This is a genomic window from Amaricoccus tamworthensis (genome assembly GCF_049800875.1).
In the GTDB taxonomy this organism is placed as follows: Bacteria; Pseudomonadota; Alphaproteobacteria; order Rhodobacterales; family Rhodobacteraceae; genus Amaricoccus; species Amaricoccus tamworthensis.
The window spans coordinates 1-16,165 of sequence record NZ_JBNAFV010000010.1; the positions used below are offsets into that span (position 1 = coordinate 1).

Below are 16,165 nucleotides of genomic sequence, written 5' to 3' on the forward strand. Positions count from 1 at the left end.
CTATGTAGTGGACTCATAAGTTCTTGTCCAAAGTCTGGCTGAAGCAAGGGCGACGGCCGCGAGATAGGTGACTGCGAGTTTCTCGAAACGGGTGGCGATGCGGCGGAAGTGCTTGAGCTTGTTGAAGTATCGCTCCACCAGGTTCCGTTGCCGATAGATCGCGCGGTCGACGGATCGCTGGACCTTTCGGTCGCGTTGGGTCGGAATGTGGGCAGCGGCGCCGCGCGCCTCGATCCGCGCGATCAGTGCCATCGCGTCATAGCCGCGGTCGGCCACGACATGATCCGTTCGCGTGAGGCTGTCGATCAAGGCAGGGGCCGCCGCCTTGTCGCTGGCCTGACCGGGACTAATCGACAGCCGGATCGGCAGACCCGCCTCGTCCACGACCGCGTTGATCTTGGTGCTCAGTCCGCCACGAGAGCGGCCAATGGCGTGATCCGCGCCCCCTTTTTTGCGCCCGCCGCGTGCTGGTGGGCCCGGATGATGGAGCTGTCGATGAAAGCCATGGATTCTGGGGACTGCGCCGCCAAGGTATTGAAGACATTGACCCAAACGCCAGCCTTGGCCCAGCGGTTGAAGCGGTTGTAGACTGTGGTGTAGGGGCCGTATCGCTCGGGCAGATCGCGCCAGGGCGAACCGGTGCGCAGGATGTGGAATATCCCGTTCAATACACGCCGGTCATCCACCCGCGCCACCCCGCGAGGCTTGTCCGGTAAGAGCGGTTCGATGATCCGCCACTCCACATCGCTCAAATCAAACCGCGCCATGATCCAACCTCCGTTTTGAAGAAGTGAATCACACCCAAAGCCCGATGAGAATCCTGTTTATGAGTACAGAGCCTAGAGGACATCTCGCTTGCCATCGGCAAGGGCGAACTCCTTTCCGTTCTTGGCCCGTCAGGTTGTGGTAAATCGACGCTGCTGAACATTCTCGCGGGCTTCCTCGCCCAAACCTCCGGTAAGGTTACACTGGAAGGACGCGAGGTCACCGCGCCAGGACCGGAGCGCGGAATGGTGTTCCAGAAGGGCGCGTTGTTCGAATGGATGAGTGTGCGTCGCAATGTGGAATTCGGTCCCCGCATGAAAGGGATGCCGGAAACCGAGCGCAACACCATTGTTGAAAATCTGCTCGATACGGTCGGTCTGCATGAGTTTAAGGACAAGGCCGTCTACGAACTTTCGGGCGGGATGCAGCAGCGCGTGGCTCTGGCGCGATGTCTTGCAAATGACCCCGATGTGATCCTGATGGACGAACCGCTCGGTGCGCTCGACGCGCTGACCCGGGAAAAGATGCAGGGGCTCGTCCTGAACCTTTGGAAAAAGACCGGCAAAACGATCATTCTGATCACCCACTCGGTCGATGAGGCGCTGCTTTTGGGTGAGCGGCTGCTGGTCATGGCGCCGCGTCCGGGTCGTATCCACCGCGAATACCGGCTGCCATTTGCCGAACGTGCGGTGGCGGGGGATTTGCGCGAGGTAAAGGATGATCCCGGCTTTGCGCATACCAAGACGGAAATCCTCAGCATGATCTGGGAAATGGAAGAGCAGATCATGAGCGGGGCAGAGGCATGACTGGACTTTTTATTCTGATCGTCTATGTGGCGCTTTTCTTCGTGACGGCCGCCGCCGTGACCCTGGTCCGGCGGTCCATGCACTCGATGACCGACTTCCGGTCGCTGAAAACGGTCACGTTCGGCGACGAAAGTGCTGTGGTGCCGGACCGGATGGCCTCCGTGATCTCGGTGGTCGTGGTGTTCCTGGTCTGGGGGGCGTTTACCGGCTCGAAACTGGTGCCGTTCCATGTGCCCGGCCCATATCTGGGCGAGACGGCCTTCGAATACACCGCTGAGGCTCCGGACGGGGCGCAGGCGTCCGCAACCGTGAACGTCATCGTCCACGAAATGGGCGCGGACGTTGAGAATCCCGAGCCCGGCTCATCCGAAGGTTTCGCTCAGGGGGACGCCGCAACGGTAGCCGCGTGGCGTTCGGTGCTGGTCTCGGCACAACGGAACGACGGCGATGACGCTACGATTGTTTCCGTCGAGGGCAAACCGATTGAGCCCGGTGGCACGGTCAAGGTGCCGCATGGCTCGGTGACCATGACCCTAAAAGGATCGCTGAACTTCACGCCGAACAAGGGCCTTCAGATGGAGGCGATCTGGATGCCGCCGCCGGAGGACGTGGTCGCCCGCCTGATCGAGATTGCCCGTGACGGGTACCAAAATGTCGGGCTGCTTGAACATGTGGGCTGGTCGCTCTGGCGGGTGCTAGCCGGTTTTGTCCTTGGCTCGCTGATTGGTATCCCTCTGGGCTACGCCATGGGCCTCTCGGGCTGGGCGCGGGGCTGGTTTGATCCGATCGTTGAGTTCATGCGACCGGTGCCTCCACTGGCGCTGATCCCGCTGGTCATCATTTGGTTCGGTATTGGTGAGCAGGGCAAAATCGTACTGCTGTTTCTGGCCGCGCTATGGGTGATGATTATCGCGGCGCGGGCAGGTGTCTCCGGCGTGAACATCAGCAAGGTTCACGCAGCATATTCGCTGGGAGCCTCCAAATGGCAGGTCCTACGCTACGTCATCGTGCCGAACTCGCTGCCCGAGATCTTCACCGGAGCGCGCGTCGCGATGGGGGTCTGCTGGGGCACGGTCGTGGCCGCCGAACTCGTCGCCGCTGAAAAGGGCGCGGGTAAGATGATCGTGGCCGCATCCAAGTTTCAGGCAACCGACATCGTTATCATGGGTATCGTGATCATTGGTCTGATTGGCTTTGCCATCGACATCGTTATGCGGAAGGCTGAGGTCTGGCTGGTGCCTTGGAAAGGCAAATCCTGACCCGGATACAAATGAAAAGAAGAGAGGGCGCCGCAAAACACGGCGCCCTTTTTTTTCGTTCAACACGTCGGCTGGGCGAGGGCGTCAGCTCCGCATCAATGCGTAGGAAGGATCGTATGGACAGGATGCGATCACCTCGGCGCTGACCAGTTTGCCGCACATGTCAGCCTGAACCTTCGTTCCTGCGTCGGAATAGACGGGTTTCATAAACGCATAGGCGAGGTTCAAACCGGTCCGGTGGCCCCAGTCCCCGGACGTCACGGTGCCCACGACCTCGCCGTCCAGCATCAGTGAGGCGCCTGCATGCGCTGGTGCCTCATCCGTATTAATCCGGAGCGTGACGAGCTGTTGTGTTGGTCCGTTTTCCCGTCGCTTCAACAGAGCTTCGCGTCCAACAAAATCACCCTTGTCCAGTTTAACGAAACGGTCGAGGCCGGTTTCGAACGGGTCGAACTCGGTGAGAATGTCCGCTTTCCAATGCAGAAAACCTTTTTCCATTCGCATACTGTCCACCGCACGCGCGCCGAACAGTTTGAGCCCATGCGCTTCCCCGGCCTTTCGCAGGGCAAGCCAGGCGGCATAAAGAGAGGCATTGGGCACGTGTATTTCGTAGGCCAGTTCGCCCGAGAAACTGACCCCAAGAACGGTGGCGGGCGCAAAACCGACGAAACACTCGCGGACCGACAGCCAAGGAAACGCCTCTTTCGACCAGTCATCACGCGAACAGTCTGAAAGCACCGCGCGCGCTTTCGGACCTGCCAGTACGAGAATGGCCTGGTCATTCGTCAGGCTTCGGAACTGAACATCCTCGCCTTTCCGGACATGAGCCTGGAGCCAGTCCATGTCATGCAGTTCACTTGCCGCCGCCGATCCGTACCAGACCCGTTCCGGGCCACGATCCGATGCGGGCAGGTTGGCCAGCGTGGCCTCCGCCTTGAGGCAACCGTGATGGTTCAGCAGGTACCCGAGACCAACGCGCCCCGGCCGCCTGGTCACCGTCCCGCAAATCATCCTGTCCAAAAACCTGTGCCGATCCGCACCAGTAATCTCGATACGGTTGAAACCGTTGACCTCCGTCAGCCCGACCGATGTGGACACCGCAAGAACCTCGCCCGCAACCACATCAATTGCCTCATCGAAGTTGAAGCTGTGGCTCGTTCGGAAATCGGGCGAGGGCTTGATGTACTCCATCCGCTCCCAGCCGTTCACAATTGTGAACTCTGCACCCTCCGCCGCCAGAATGGGGGTCAAAGGCGTAGTTTTGGCGGGGCGTCCGGCGGGGCGGTGTTCATGGGGGAAATGGAATCGGAACTCGTTTTGATAATCCTCAATTGCCTTGAGTACGGTCAGTTCGACATTGGTGTGCCCTGCGAACCGGCGCGGATCTATCACCCAGGTGTCATAGCATGCCTCTCCATGCACGATCTGCTGCGCCAACAGCCACCCGTGCCCGCCGCCCTCGCCAAGACCGGCGCGCAGTCCAATGATGCAGAACGCGTTGCGTTTTCCGGGTATGGGGCCGACCAGCGGTGCGCCGTCGATGGTATAGGTGATGGGGCCGTTGACAATGCGTTTGATGCCCACTTCGGCAAGAACCGGCATACGCTCGAACGCGCCCTCCAGGACGTCCATGACCCGGTCGAGATCGTCAGGGCAGAGGTCATTGGTAAAGCCCGGGCTGATGCCGTCCATGCCCCAGGCCTTGCAGTCCTGCTCGTAGAAACCGACCAGAAGGCCGTTTTTCTCCTGCCGCGAATAGTAGTCGCTGATAGAGCAGCGCAGCAGAGGCATACGGTGTCCGGCCTCAATAACGGCGGGGATGTCCTCGGTCACAAAATACTGGTGCTCCATTGAGGCGACGGGATGGTGCACTCCCATCATCGCGCCCACCTCGTTAACCCGGTAACCGCAGGCATTTACCACGATGTCAGCGTCGATATCACCCCTGTCGGTGTGAACCGTCCAGGTGTCGTCCGCGTGCTGCGTCAGGGCGGTGACGCTAGTCTGCCGATAAACCTCGGCCCCTTTCCGCCGGGCATGGAAGACGAGGGCCTGACAAAGTTGTGCGGGGTCTATGTCGCCATCCTCGCCATCCCACAACCCTCCGATCAGGTTGTCCGTCGAGATCAGCGGATGACGCCGGGCGCATTCCTCAGCGTCGATGACCTCGAACTCCACGCCCATGCCCCGCGCCATGGACGCGAAATGGCGATAACCTGCATCTGTGCCTCGGTATTGGCCAGCCTGATGCCGCCGTCGCCGTGATGGTAGCCCACAGGGTAATCAAGGTCATCGCGCAACTTTTTGTAAAGCGCGATGGAGTGGGACTTGAGGCCGACCATGGTCTGGGTCATGCCAAAATTCGTCACCTGCGCAGCCGAATGCCAGGTCGTACCGCTGGTCAGTTCGTCACGCTCAATGAGGACGACGTCGGTCCAGGCTTCCTCTGTCAGGTGATAGAGCGTGGAACAGCCCGCTATACCACCTCCTATGACGGCGACCCGGGTTCTGCTTTTCATGAGGGGCGTTCCTTTCGTGGCGCGATGGTGAGTCCGTGGGTTGCCTTCAGAACTATCCGCTTGCGCATACCGATGAAAAACAGATTTATGAGGTGTATATCCTCTGTTTTTTCAGGGAATCGAATTGGACCTCTCTCTCCGCGCCATGCGATACGTTCAGGCGGCCCTGCGCAGCGGCAGCATCAGTGCCGCGGCCGGGGTGATGTATGTCGCTCCGTCGGCCATTGCCTCGGCCCTGGGCCAGGCGGAGGAGGTTTTCGGGATGCCACTGGCCACTCGGGCGCGGTCAAAGGGCGTTTTCCCGACCAGCGCGGGACGCGATGTGCTTCGGCGGATCGATGACCTGCTGGAGCGTTATGACCTCCTGCTGAGTGACGTGTCGGATCTGCAGTCGGGCGTGACCGGAACGCTCTCGATCGGATACAATGCCCCCATCGCGCCCGCGTTCCTGCCCTCAATCATACATCCGCTGCAGGAAAAACATCCGGATGTGACGTTTTCATTCACGGAAGGGAATAACGATACGGTCCGTAACGGCCTCCTCGAGGGTCAGTTCGACGTTATTTTCTTCGTCGAGGAGGTGCCACACCCGCAAATTGCGGTGCAACCACTGGTGTTCGCGCCCACGTATTGCCTGTGTCCGAAGCAGTCGCCTTTGGCCGGCAGGCAGTCCGTGACAATTTCGGAATTCGGGCGCGAACCGCTGATCCTGCTCGATCGGCCGGCCGCGCGTGGGTATTACATGGAACTGATTGAGGAAAGCGGGGCGCATTTCAGGATCGTCGCCACGACCAATTCAACAGAGATGGCGCGCTCCCTTGTTGCCGAAGGGCTGGGCGTCTGTCTTTTGAACATGCGTCCCCGGTCCGTGCCGGCCTATGCCGGCGAGGGTATCAGCTGTGTTCCGATTGCGGGCAAGGGGTCGGGCGTTACGCTCTCGGTTGGCCTTGCCTCCGGCCCGCAGAGGCGTCTGGTAAGGATGTTTGTTGACCGCTGCACCGGGTATTTCGCGGGCGGCCAGGTGGATGAGTTGATCGTCCGTGCCGACATCTAAGGTTCATCGCATTGTCCAAGCAGGCCCGATAACGGAGAAATCTGGCGACGATCAAATTTGGAGGTGAGGGGCCAATTACACCCAAACTGAGGTGGCTTTTTCCATGGGAACCTTTCAAAGTACCGGCGATGTAGTGCCCCGGCTTGAGGTGATATCCCATGGCTGCCATTCCCGTCCAAAGTTTCCGTCGTCCCTTGGCAGCGTGCTGCGTTGCACTGGTCTGCACGTTGGCGTTGTTCGCAATGTCAACTGCCCGGGCTCAGGATGACACCGCTCCAAAAGTTACGATCTCGGCCGCCTATACCGAGGAGCTCACGCGTCAGGCGACCTTTATCGGAAGTGGTGAGGCACACGAAAAAACGGATCTGATAGCCCAGGTCACGGGAAGCCTCGTGGAAATAGTCGTGGCGGACGGCGCCCAGGTGAACCAGGGTGATCTGATTTTCCGCATCGAACCGGACACATACGAGGCGGAAGTCGCAGCGCAGCAGGCCGCTGTTCAGCGCGCCGAAGCCAATGTGAACCTTGCTCACCTTGAACTGGCGAGGAAAACCGAATTGCTTCAGCGCGACACCATTTCGCAGTCCGAAGTCGATTTTGCCGAGGCTGACTCCAAAGTCGCCGAGGCTGACCTCGCGTCGGCCAAAGCCGCTCTCCAGCAGGCGGAACTCAACCTGGCCCGCACGGAAATCAAAGCTCCGTTTGAAGGCCGCATCGGCCGTACCAATGTCAGCCCCGGCGCGCTCGTCGGCCCGTCTTCGGGCGTTCTGGCGACCATCGTGCGCGACTCCCCCATGTACGTGACTTTTTCGCTCTCCGAACCGCAGCTTCTGACCGTACTGAGCCAGCTTGACGTAGGAATTGCGGAACTTGTTGCCAGCGGCAAATCTCCGTCGGTTTTTGTGCAGCTGCCGGACGGCACTCTGGTGGAGGAAGCCGGGCGGCTCGTTTTTCTCGACAACCGTATCGATCCCACGACTGGGACCATCGCCGTCCGCGCCGAATTTGAGAACGAGCGGCAGCTTATCCTCGATGGCGGGTTTGTCTCCGTGGTGATTGAGGCGCTCGAACCGACCCTGAGCGTGCTGATCCCTCAAAATGCGGTGCAGCGGGACCAGCGGGGTGACTTTGTCCTTGTCGTGACCGACCAGCAACTCGTCGAGCAGCGTTACGTTCGTCTCGGACCGCAGGAAGGCACCGAGGTGGTCGTCTCTGATGGGCTGCGTGAGGGCGAAAGCATCATAGTCGAGGGCCTACAGAGGGTCAGACCGGGTGTGGCCGTCGACGCGGTGCTGTCAGGCACCGCCATCGGTGACGCCGGAGGAAACTGATCCATGCTTTCAACGGTCTTCATCAAACGGCCCAAGCTGGCCATTGTTATCTCGACCGTTCTCACGATCATGGGCCTGATCGCGTATGCGGTTCTCCCGGTCGAGCAGTTTCCGGACATTACCCCGCCGGTGGTGAACGTCTCCGCCAGCTATACCGGTGCCAATGCGGAAACCGTTGAGAACACTGTTGCCGCACCTATTGAGGCGGAGGTGAACGGCGTTGAGGACATGATCTACATGTCCTCCGACAGCACGGATACGGGCAGTTATGGCCTGTCCGTCACGTTTGAGGTTGGGACCGACCCGACCATCGCTACGGTCAATGTGCAAAACCGCGTGGCGCAGGCGGTGTCCGGCCTTCCCACCGAGGTTACCTCGACGGGCGTTGTGACTGAAAAATCATCCACCAGCATGCTTCTGGTGGCTACGCTGTTTTCTCCGGAAGGCACGTATGACGAGGTGTTCCTGTCCAACTATGCCTCGATCAACCTGAAAGATGCTCTTGCCCGTGTGCCGGGCGTTGGCAAGGCCGAGGTTCTGACTGATTTCGCATACGCCATGCGCATCTGGATGGATCCCGACCGCATGACCGGACTTGGGGTCACGCAGAGCGACGTGATCAACGCCATCCGTGAGCAGAACCTGACCGTATCGGCAGGCGCCATCGGCGCACCGCCCGCTCCGGAAAACCAGCAGTTCCAATACACTGTTACCGCCCAGGGCCGCCTCACCACGGCCGAAGAGTTTGGAAACATCATCATCCGCGCAGGCGAGTCCGGTAGCGTCCTGCGCATCCGTGACATCGCGCGTGTTGAACTCGGGGCCAGCACGTATTCCGTCTCCGGTCGCTTCGCGGGGCAGCCTGCAACCGTGCTTGCCGTCTACCAGGCCCCGGGTGAAAACGCTCTCGCCGTTGCCGAAGGTGTTTATGCCGAGCTTGAACGGCTCTCGCGTGCATTCCCTCAGGACGTGACCTATGCCGTGCCGTTCGACAGTACCGATTTCGTCCAGCAGTCCCTGAACGACGTGGTCTCGACCCTGATCCTGACATTCGTTCTGGTGATGTCGGTTGTCTTCATTTTCCTCGGCAGCTTCCGCGCCACGCTCATCCCTGCCGTCGCCATTCCCGTCTCCCTGATCGGCACGTTTGCCTTTCTGCTTCTGCTGGGCATGTCGCTCAATACGATCTCACTATTCGCGCTCGTTCTGGCCATTGGCATCGTGGTTGATGACGCTATTGTCGTGGTTGAAAACGTCGAACGCATAATCGCGGAGGAGGGGCTGAGCCCGGCGGAGGCGACCGCCAAGGCCATGGGGCAGATCACGACACCTGTTATCGCGACCACGCTGGTCCTGCTGGCCGTTTTTGTGCCGGTGACGTTCATGCCAGGCATATCGGGGCGGCTCTTTTCGCAGTTCGCTGTGACCATCTCCGTGGCCGTTGTGATCTCTTCAATCAACGCGCTGACCCTGTCACCGGCGCTTTGCGCGATGGTTCTGAAAAAGCGGTCGGGGCCACCGAAGGGGTTGCTTGCGAAATTTGAAAAAGGCGTTGGGGCGACCCGGGACGGGTATGCCGGCATCGTCGGGCGGCTTCTGCGGGTGCCTCTGATTGGCCTGGCGATTTTGATCGCGCTTGGTGCCGCATCATCCACGATGATGACCTCCCTGCCAAAGGGCTTTCTGCCGCTTGAGGATAACGGCTACCTCTTCGTGGACATCCAGCTACCCGACGCCGCCACGGTTCAGAGGACGGAGGCTGTCTCCGCGCGGATCAACCAGCAGCTTCAGGAACTGCCGGGTGTTGCAAACACCGTTGAGGTCAACGGCTTCAGCATGCTCAACGGCGTGGGGTCCAACGGTGCGATGATCATTGTGAACCTGCACAACTGGGAGGAACGCCAAACGCCGGAGTTGAGCGCGGGTGGCATTCTGCAACGCATTTACGGCATCGCGAACCAGGAGGTGTCAGCAAAGGTGATTGCCTTCAACCCGCCTCCCATCAGCGGTCTGGGCGTCAGCGCCGGTGTTGAAATGAAGGTCCAGCAGACCGGTGGCGGCACCCCGGGCGACCTGTCAGCCGCCGTCAATTCGCTGGTCTACTCCGCCAATCAACGCCCGGAAATCGCGCAGTCCTACACCAGTTTCAGTGCAACCGTCCCGAAACTCTACGTCGACCTCGACCGGGAGAAGACCCGCAGTCTTGGGATACCTATCAGCGACGTGTTTCAGACGCTTCAGGCGCATCTGGGCTCGATTTATGTCAATGACATGAACCTGTTCGGCAAGGTGTACCGCGTGATGATCCAGGCCGACGCCACATACCGCGACACGGTAGAGGATATCGGACGCCTGCATGTGCGCAACGCGAACGGACAGATGGTTCCGCTCGCTACACTCGTTAACGTCGAAAAAATCCTCGGGCCCGTCCTGCTGAACCGGTACAATCTTTTCCGTGCCGCGACCGTCACGGCTGTTCCCGCGCCAGGGTATTCCACGGGCGACGCCATTCGCATCCTGCAGGAAGAGGCCAAGACGGCTCTGCCGCCAGGGTATGCGTATGAGTGGACCGGCACGGCGCAGCAGCAACTCGACGCCGGTGGCACGGTTGTGCTGGTGCTTTTGGCCGCCATCGTGTTCGGGTACCTGTTCCTGGTTGGACAGTATGAGAGCTGGACGATTCCGACTGGCATTCTCCTGTCAGTTACCGTCGCACTTTTCGGCGCGCTCGCGGCCGTGCTTGTTACCGGGCGTGATGTGGACCTCTACACGCAGATCGGGATGATCATGCTTGTGGGTCTGGCTTCCAAAAACGCCATCCTGATCGTCGAATTTGCGATGGAGCAACGCGCCCAGGGGGCCTCGATCCGTGATGCGGCCCTCGAGGCCGCCCGCCAAAGGTTCCGCGCCGTTATGATGACGGCCCTGTCCTTTCTGCTTGGTGTAGTCCCGCTCATCGCCGCTTCGGGCGCCGGTGCCGCAAGCCAGAAGGCAATCGGCGTCGCCGTCTTCGGGGGCATGCTGGCGGCCAGTATTATCGGCGTGATTATCGTCCCGGTGCTCTATGTGCTGCTCCAGTCCCTGCGGGAATGGGCGAAAGGGAAACCGAAAAACGTACAGGAGAATTCACTCTAGCCGAGAGCCATACTCCGCGTGTGCAGCGGTGAAGTAATATTTTGAGCTGCGGCCGGGCGACTACCCGATCAAAGATCGTCAATCCGTTCCAGCAGATCATTTGCCCGTTTGAGGTAGGCTTCCTGTTTGTCGGCCATGCGGTCCCAGGTGCGGTACATGTTGCCCAACCGGGTATTGTCCCCCAGCTTTTTGCGGTGTTGGTCGAGGAAATGCCAGTAAAGCGCGTTGAACGGGCAGGCGTCCTCCTCCGTTTTCTTGCTGACCTTGTAGGAGCAGTTCTTGCAGTAGTCGGACATCTTATTGATGTAGTTGCCGCCCGACACATAGGGCTTCGAGCCCATAAGGCCGCCATCGGCGTATTGGCTCATTCCAATCGTATTGGGGGCCTCAACCCACTCATAGGCATCGATATAAACCGCCAGGTACCACTCATGCACCTCCGCCGGATCAACCCCGGCCAGCAGGGCAAAATTGCCCGTAATCATCAGCCGCTGAATGTGATGGGCATAGGCCTCGTCGCGCGTCTGGGTGATCGCCTCCGACATGCAGCGCATGTCGGTTTCGCCGGTCCAGTAGTATTTGGGAAGGGACCGTTTGGCTTTCAGCCCGTTGCGTTCGGTGTATCCCGGCCCGTCATGAAAGTAGATGCGCCGCACGTATTCCCGCCATCCAATGATTTGCCGGATGAAACCCTCGACGGAGTTCAGCGGTGCATCGCCGTCGTGATAGGCCTGCTCCGCGCGCCTGCAGACGTCCAATGGATCGAGAAGCCCTGCGTTCAGATAGGGCGAAATGACTGAGTGGAAGAGAAACCGCTCACCGGTCAGCATGGCATCCTGGTAGGTGCCGAAATCGGGCAGGGCCTTCTCAATGAAATGATCAAAAGCGGCCTCCGCGTCCTTTCGCGTGATAGCGAATTTAAACGGGCGGAGCGTTCCGAAGTTGTCCCCAAACTCCTTCTCAACGAGGTCGAGAACCTCTTCCGTTATCTCGTCCGGTTCGAAGGTCTTGGGCTCAGGCAACTTTATATCGGATCCGGCGGCTTCGCGGTTTTCCCCGTCGAGGTTCCACTTGCCCCCCAACGGATCGTCCCCCTCCATAAGCAGGCCGGTTTGTTTCCGCATGTCGCGATAGAACCATTCCATGCGCAACTCCTTGCGCCCGTCGGCCCATTCCTCAAAAGCTTCAGCGGTTGAGATGAACCGAGGGTCTTGGCGCATGGTGACTTCGTGCTTGAAGTCAGACAGCTCTTTAACCAGCCGATGCTCGCCAGGTTCAACCGCGTGGATCTCGTCTGGATCATGCTCCTTTACCGCGGCCTCCAGCGCCTCTGAAATCGATGTTTTTGCGTCGCTGTCGTCGTATTTCGTGTAATCAACAGTCCAACCGTCATCGCGCAACTCTTCAGCGAAATGGCGCATGGCTGAAAAACAGAAGGCGATTTTTTTGGGGTGGTGGGAAACGTAGGTTGCCTCCGCGCGAACCTCGGCCATCACCACCACGTCCCTGTCCGGATCGCACTCATCGAGCAGAGATGGTGTGAGCTGATCTCCCAAAATCAAATGCAGACCCCGCGTCATCGCAAAACTCCCCGAACAGTTTTTACCGTTAGTACCACAAGTCCGAGCCCCGCGATGACAGGTACGATGCGCTCGTCGCCTCCCAGGCCTCCAACCGTTATCCCGAACAAAGCCCAGCCAACCGCCAGCGCGTAGGGCCAGGCCCCCGGCTTCGCGGCCAGCACGCCGAAGCCCGCAACAAGTACGGTGAAAAGAGCGGCGATTCCCGCAGCGGTCCCGCTCAAGACACCGTATCCGGCAAGTACGATGGCGGTGCCGACGCCGGTTGCAGCCGTCAGCCAGCCTGCAAACAGCGCCACCGGCGCGGCCTGCCACCACCAGTCCTCATCAGTCGTGCGAAGGAGTGCCACGACCGCAAAGCCGGCCATGAGCACGATCGCAAGCGTGGCAAGGAGCGGCGACGCGTTGGCAATCGCAAGCCAGAATGTCCCAAGCGCCAAAGCAACAAAAAGTGGCGGGCGCATTGCCGCCCAACGTGGGTTTCCGCGTGCCTTCCATACTCCATAGAGGCTGCCGGCAACCATCCACAGATAAATCACACCCCAAATGGAGAATGCCCAGCCCGGCGGCTGAATGGCGCGGTCGGTTTGCGGATAGGGCAGTTGATCGGCCGAATAGCCCTGAAACGGCTCGGTCAATGTCGGTGCAATCGTAAATGCAACCGCGGCGGCCGCTACCATGATAGCCCAGTTTTCCGTCTTCATCGTTTTATCAAATCCCGACCCTGTCCGTGTCCTGTCGCACCAACGCACAACACCCGGATGTCCCTATCCGTTCCTGTCGTTCTGTCGTTTCGGGGAACCGCACCCGAGACATGCGAGTTGGCAGGGAGTAACTTCGCTTTACCAAATCTACGCAATAGACCCCGGGATCGATCAAAAACAGTGGACAGTGCCGCCGATATCCTGACCAACACGCCGGAGGGACTCTACTGTCCCGCAGGCGGCTTTCACATCGACCCGGTGCGGCCGGTTCCCAAAGCGCTGATCACCCACGGCCATGCCGATCACGCCCGGGCCGGTCATGGCGCAGTGCTCGCAACAGCGCAAACCCTTGATATCATGGCCATCCGCTATGGCGAGGATTTCACCGGGTCACGTCAGATCGCCGACGGAGCCACGACCGTCGGCGATACCAGAGTCACTTTTCACCCGGCAGGTCACGTGTTGGGTTCAGCCCAGATAGCGGTGGAGCAGGGCGGTCGGCGGGCGGTTGTCTCGGGCGACTATTCCCGCGTGCCAAGCCCGGCCTGCGCCCCGTACGAGCCGGTGCCCTGCGAAATTTTCGTAACTGAAGCGACATTTGGTCTGCCCGTGTTTCGTCATCCGGACCCGATGAAGGAAATCTCAAAACTGCTGGTCTCCGTGCAGTCCTTCCCCGAGCGTTGCCACCTCGTTGGCGTTTATGCTCTTGGGAAGGCACAACGCGTCATCATGCTGCTGCGCCTCTCCGGATGGAACGGGCCCATATATATCCACGGCGCGCTGGCGCGCCTTTGCGAATATCACGTAAGTCAGGGTGTGGCGCTGGGCGATCTGCGTGCGGCAACGGTCGAACGCGGCGGCAAAGCCGATTTTGCCGGCGCTATCATACTTGGTCCGCCATCGGCGTTTGCCTCTACCTGGGCGCAGAGGTTCCCTGATCCGGTCATCTGTTTCGCGTCCGGCTGGATGCAGGTGCGGGCGCGGGCGCGCCAGAGAGGCGTGGAGCTTCCGTTGATTATCTCCGACCATGTCGACTGGCCGGACCTCACCCGCACGATAGCCGAGCTCGATCCGGAGGAAACCTGGGTGACCCATGGGCGCGAGGACGCGGTGATCCGCTGGTGTGAGATGAATGACCATGCGGCCAGGCCGTTGCGCCTCGTCGGTTACGAGGACGAGGTGGAGTCATGAAACAGTTCGCGCTCCTTCTCGAACGGCTTGCCTTTACGCCACGACGCCTTGGCAAGATCCGCCATCTCGTGGACTATTTTGCATCCACGCCCGATCCGACCCGCGGGCTTGCGCTTGCGGCACTCGCCGGGGATCTCGATTTGCGTCGCGTCTCTCCATCCCTGCTGCGTGGCCTCGTCGGGGAGCGGGTGGATCCGGAACTGTTTCGACTGTCCTACGACTTCGTCGGAGACCTCGCGGAAACCATCGCGCTAATCTGGGACGGACCGGATCAGGGCGCGGACCCGCCGTTGCCGGTATTGATCAAGACCCTTCAGGAGACACCCAAAGCAGAGCTGCCGCGCCTTATATCAGATCAGCTGGATGAGCTTGGACCGTCAGAGCGATACGCGTTTTTGAAACTGGCAACCGGCGGGATGCGCGTGGGTGTGTCCGCGCGTATGGCCCGCATGGCGGTCGCGGAATATGGCGATCTGGACGTCACAGGTATCGAGGAAGTCTGGCACGGTCTCGAGCCGCCATTCACCGAACTCTTCGCCTGGGCGGAGGGTGGACCGCGCCCCGAAGCCGCCGCGCATGCCCCGTTCCGGCCGGTCATGCTTTCAACAGCCACGGACATCGAAGCGCTGGAAAGCCTCGATCCAGCACTGTTCGCCGCGGAGTGGAAATGGGACGGCATTCGCGTTCAGGCCACCAACGACCGTGGCACCCGCAGACTCTATTCCCGAACCGGTGAGGATATTTCCAACGCCTTTCCCGACATCATTGAGGCCCTGAACTTTGGAGGCACCATTGACGGTGAACTGTTGGTTCGCCGTGATGATCGGGTGGCACCGTTTGGTGACCTGCAAAAGCGTCTTGGCCGCAAAACCGTGTCCGCGAAGATGCGCGCAAGCCACCCCGCCGCACTGCGCGCGTATGACCTCCTTGTACATGGCAGTGAGGACTTGCGACAGTTGCCTTTCGAACGGCGACGCAAAGCGCTCGAAAACCTCGTTAGCGAGATCGATGAGCCCCGCATCGACATCTCAACGCTCCTGCCATTTGCGGCCTGGGAAGATCTTGCCGCACTTCGCGCCGATCCACCGGATGCGGTGGTAGAGGGCGTGATGATCAAGCGTCTGGACAGCCCATACCTGGCAGGCCGTATGAAGGGCCCCTGGTTCAAATGGAAACGCGACCCCATGCTGATCGACGCGGTGCTGCTCTACGCGCAACATGGTCATGGAAAGCGGTCGGGCTATTATTCCGATTTTACTTTTGGCGTTTGGGCCGGTGACCAGTTGGTGCCGGTCGGCAAGGCGTATTTTGGTTTCACCGACGCCGAGCTTCGTGAACTCGATCGTTTCGTTCGCAACAACACCACCGACCGCTTCGGCCCCGTCCGGGCCGTGGCTCCTACAAAGGTCGTTGAAGTCGCGTTCGAAGGCCTCAACCGCTCAACCCGCCACAAAAGCGGCGTCGCCATGCGCTTCCCACGCATTTCCCGCATCCGCGACGATAAACCCGCTGCTGAAGCTGACACCCTCAGCAACCTCCGGGAATTCCTGCCGAAAGATTGATGCGGCGTTCCGCTTGTCTCGCTAGGGAGCAGGCAGGCAGCTCCGGAAACCGTTCGCAAAGTCGTGAATGGGATTATTGACCGGTTGTAATCTCACCGCTCATCCCAATTTCCCCCGCAATGGTGTCGTTGGATTCACGCCGTCGAGAGAAAGTATTGGCAATTATATCTATGTGCCAGTTCAAGATTGATCGACTCAGGCAAGTCTACTAACGGTGACTTTGAAGCACAGTGATTCGGTCCGGTTTCGGGCGCAGTGA

At 59.9% G+C, this 16,165-nt stretch carries 10 protein-coding genes and 1 pseudogene; 7 read left to right on the top strand and 4 right to left on the bottom strand.

Going from position 1 to position 16,165, the window contains the following annotated elements:
• Positions 1 to 767 (bottom strand): IS5 family transposase gene (locus tag ACP15P_RS14880; RefSeq protein WP_424929249.1). Its coding sequence is split into 2 segments (ribosomal slippage): positions 1 to 443 and positions 443 to 767, totalling 768 coding nucleotides; the frame shifts between segments, so codons are not numbered across the junction.
• A gap of 81 nt (positions 768 to 848) precedes the next feature.
• Between ACP15P_RS14880 and ACP15P_RS14885 the strand changes: the two genes are divergently transcribed.
• Both ACP15P_RS14885 and ACP15P_RS14890 read left to right on the top strand, forming a co-directional pair.
• A complete protein-coding gene (locus ACP15P_RS14885; protein ID WP_424929378.1) occupies positions 849 to 1,571 on the top strand; it encodes an ABC transporter ATP-binding protein in 723 nt (240 codons plus the stop codon).
• A complete protein-coding gene (locus tag ACP15P_RS14890; RefSeq protein ID WP_424929250.1) occupies positions 1,568 to 2,830 on the top strand; it encodes an ABC transporter permease subunit in 1,263 nt (420 codons plus the stop codon). Before ACP15P_RS14885 ends, ACP15P_RS14890 begins: the two co-directional genes overlap by 4 nt.
• An 84-nt stretch (positions 2,831 to 2,914) precedes the next feature.
• Here ACP15P_RS14890 and ACP15P_RS14895 read toward each other — a convergent pair.
• A pseudogene (locus ACP15P_RS14895) lies at positions 2,915 to 5,349 on the bottom strand (GcvT family protein).
• A 124-nt stretch (positions 5,350 to 5,473) separates the two neighbouring features.
• On the opposite strand from ACP15P_RS14895, the gene ACP15P_RS14900 reads away from it, so the two are divergent.
• The 3 genes from ACP15P_RS14900 (at position 5,474) to ACP15P_RS14910 (ending at position 10,869) form a co-directional block, all read left to right on the top strand.
• Positions 5,474 to 6,403 (top strand): LysR substrate-binding domain-containing protein, encoded by a 930-nt coding sequence (locus tag ACP15P_RS14900; RefSeq protein ID WP_424929251.1) that lies wholly within the window; start codon positions 5,474 to 5,476, stop codon positions 6,401 to 6,403.
• A gap of 242 nt (positions 6,404 to 6,645) precedes the next feature.
• The gene (locus ACP15P_RS14905) at positions 6,646 to 7,734 is read left to right on the top strand and encodes an efflux RND transporter periplasmic adaptor subunit (protein ID WP_424929252.1); all 1,089 of its coding nucleotides are present in this window, start codon (positions 6,646 to 6,648) and stop codon (positions 7,732 to 7,734) included.
• A 3-nt stretch (positions 7,735 to 7,737) separates the two neighbouring features.
• On the top strand, positions 7,738 to 10,869 hold the full coding sequence (locus ACP15P_RS14910) for an efflux RND transporter permease subunit (RefSeq protein ID WP_424929253.1): 3,132 nt from the start codon (positions 7,738 to 7,740) through the stop codon (positions 10,867 to 10,869).
• Between the two features lie 68 nt (positions 10,870 to 10,937).
• Here the strand turns inward: ACP15P_RS14910 and ACP15P_RS14915 are convergent, their stop codons facing one another.
• Both ACP15P_RS14915 and ACP15P_RS14920 read right to left on the bottom strand, forming a co-directional pair.
• Positions 10,938 to 12,449 carry a cryptochrome/photolyase family protein gene (locus tag ACP15P_RS14915; RefSeq protein ID WP_424929254.1) on the bottom strand — a complete coding sequence of 504 codons (1,512 nt, stop codon included), beginning with the start codon at positions 12,447 to 12,449 and terminating at the stop codon, positions 10,938 to 10,940.
• Positions 12,446 to 13,153, bottom strand: a complete 708-nt coding sequence (locus ACP15P_RS14920) for a tryptophan-rich sensory protein (RefSeq protein ID WP_424929255.1) — start codon at positions 13,151 to 13,153, stop codon at positions 12,446 to 12,448. Before ACP15P_RS14920 ends, ACP15P_RS14915 begins: the two co-directional genes overlap by 4 nt.
• A 180-nt stretch (positions 13,154 to 13,333) precedes the next feature.
• Here ACP15P_RS14920 and ACP15P_RS14925 point away from each other — a divergent pair, with 180 nt between their 5' ends.
• Together ACP15P_RS14925 and ACP15P_RS14930 are read left to right on the top strand one after the other, a co-directional pair.
• The gene (locus ACP15P_RS14925; protein WP_424929256.1) at positions 13,334 to 14,344 is read left to right on the top strand and encodes a ligase-associated DNA damage response exonuclease; all 1,011 of its coding nucleotides are present in this window, start codon (positions 13,334 to 13,336) and stop codon (positions 14,342 to 14,344) included.
• Positions 14,341 to 15,906 (top strand): cisplatin damage response ATP-dependent DNA ligase, encoded by a 1,566-nt coding sequence (locus tag ACP15P_RS14930; protein WP_424929257.1) that lies wholly within the window; start codon positions 14,341 to 14,343, stop codon positions 15,904 to 15,906. The genes ACP15P_RS14925 and ACP15P_RS14930 overlap by 4 nt, the downstream gene beginning before the upstream one ends.
• Positions 15,907 to 16,165: the final 259 nt, after the last annotated feature.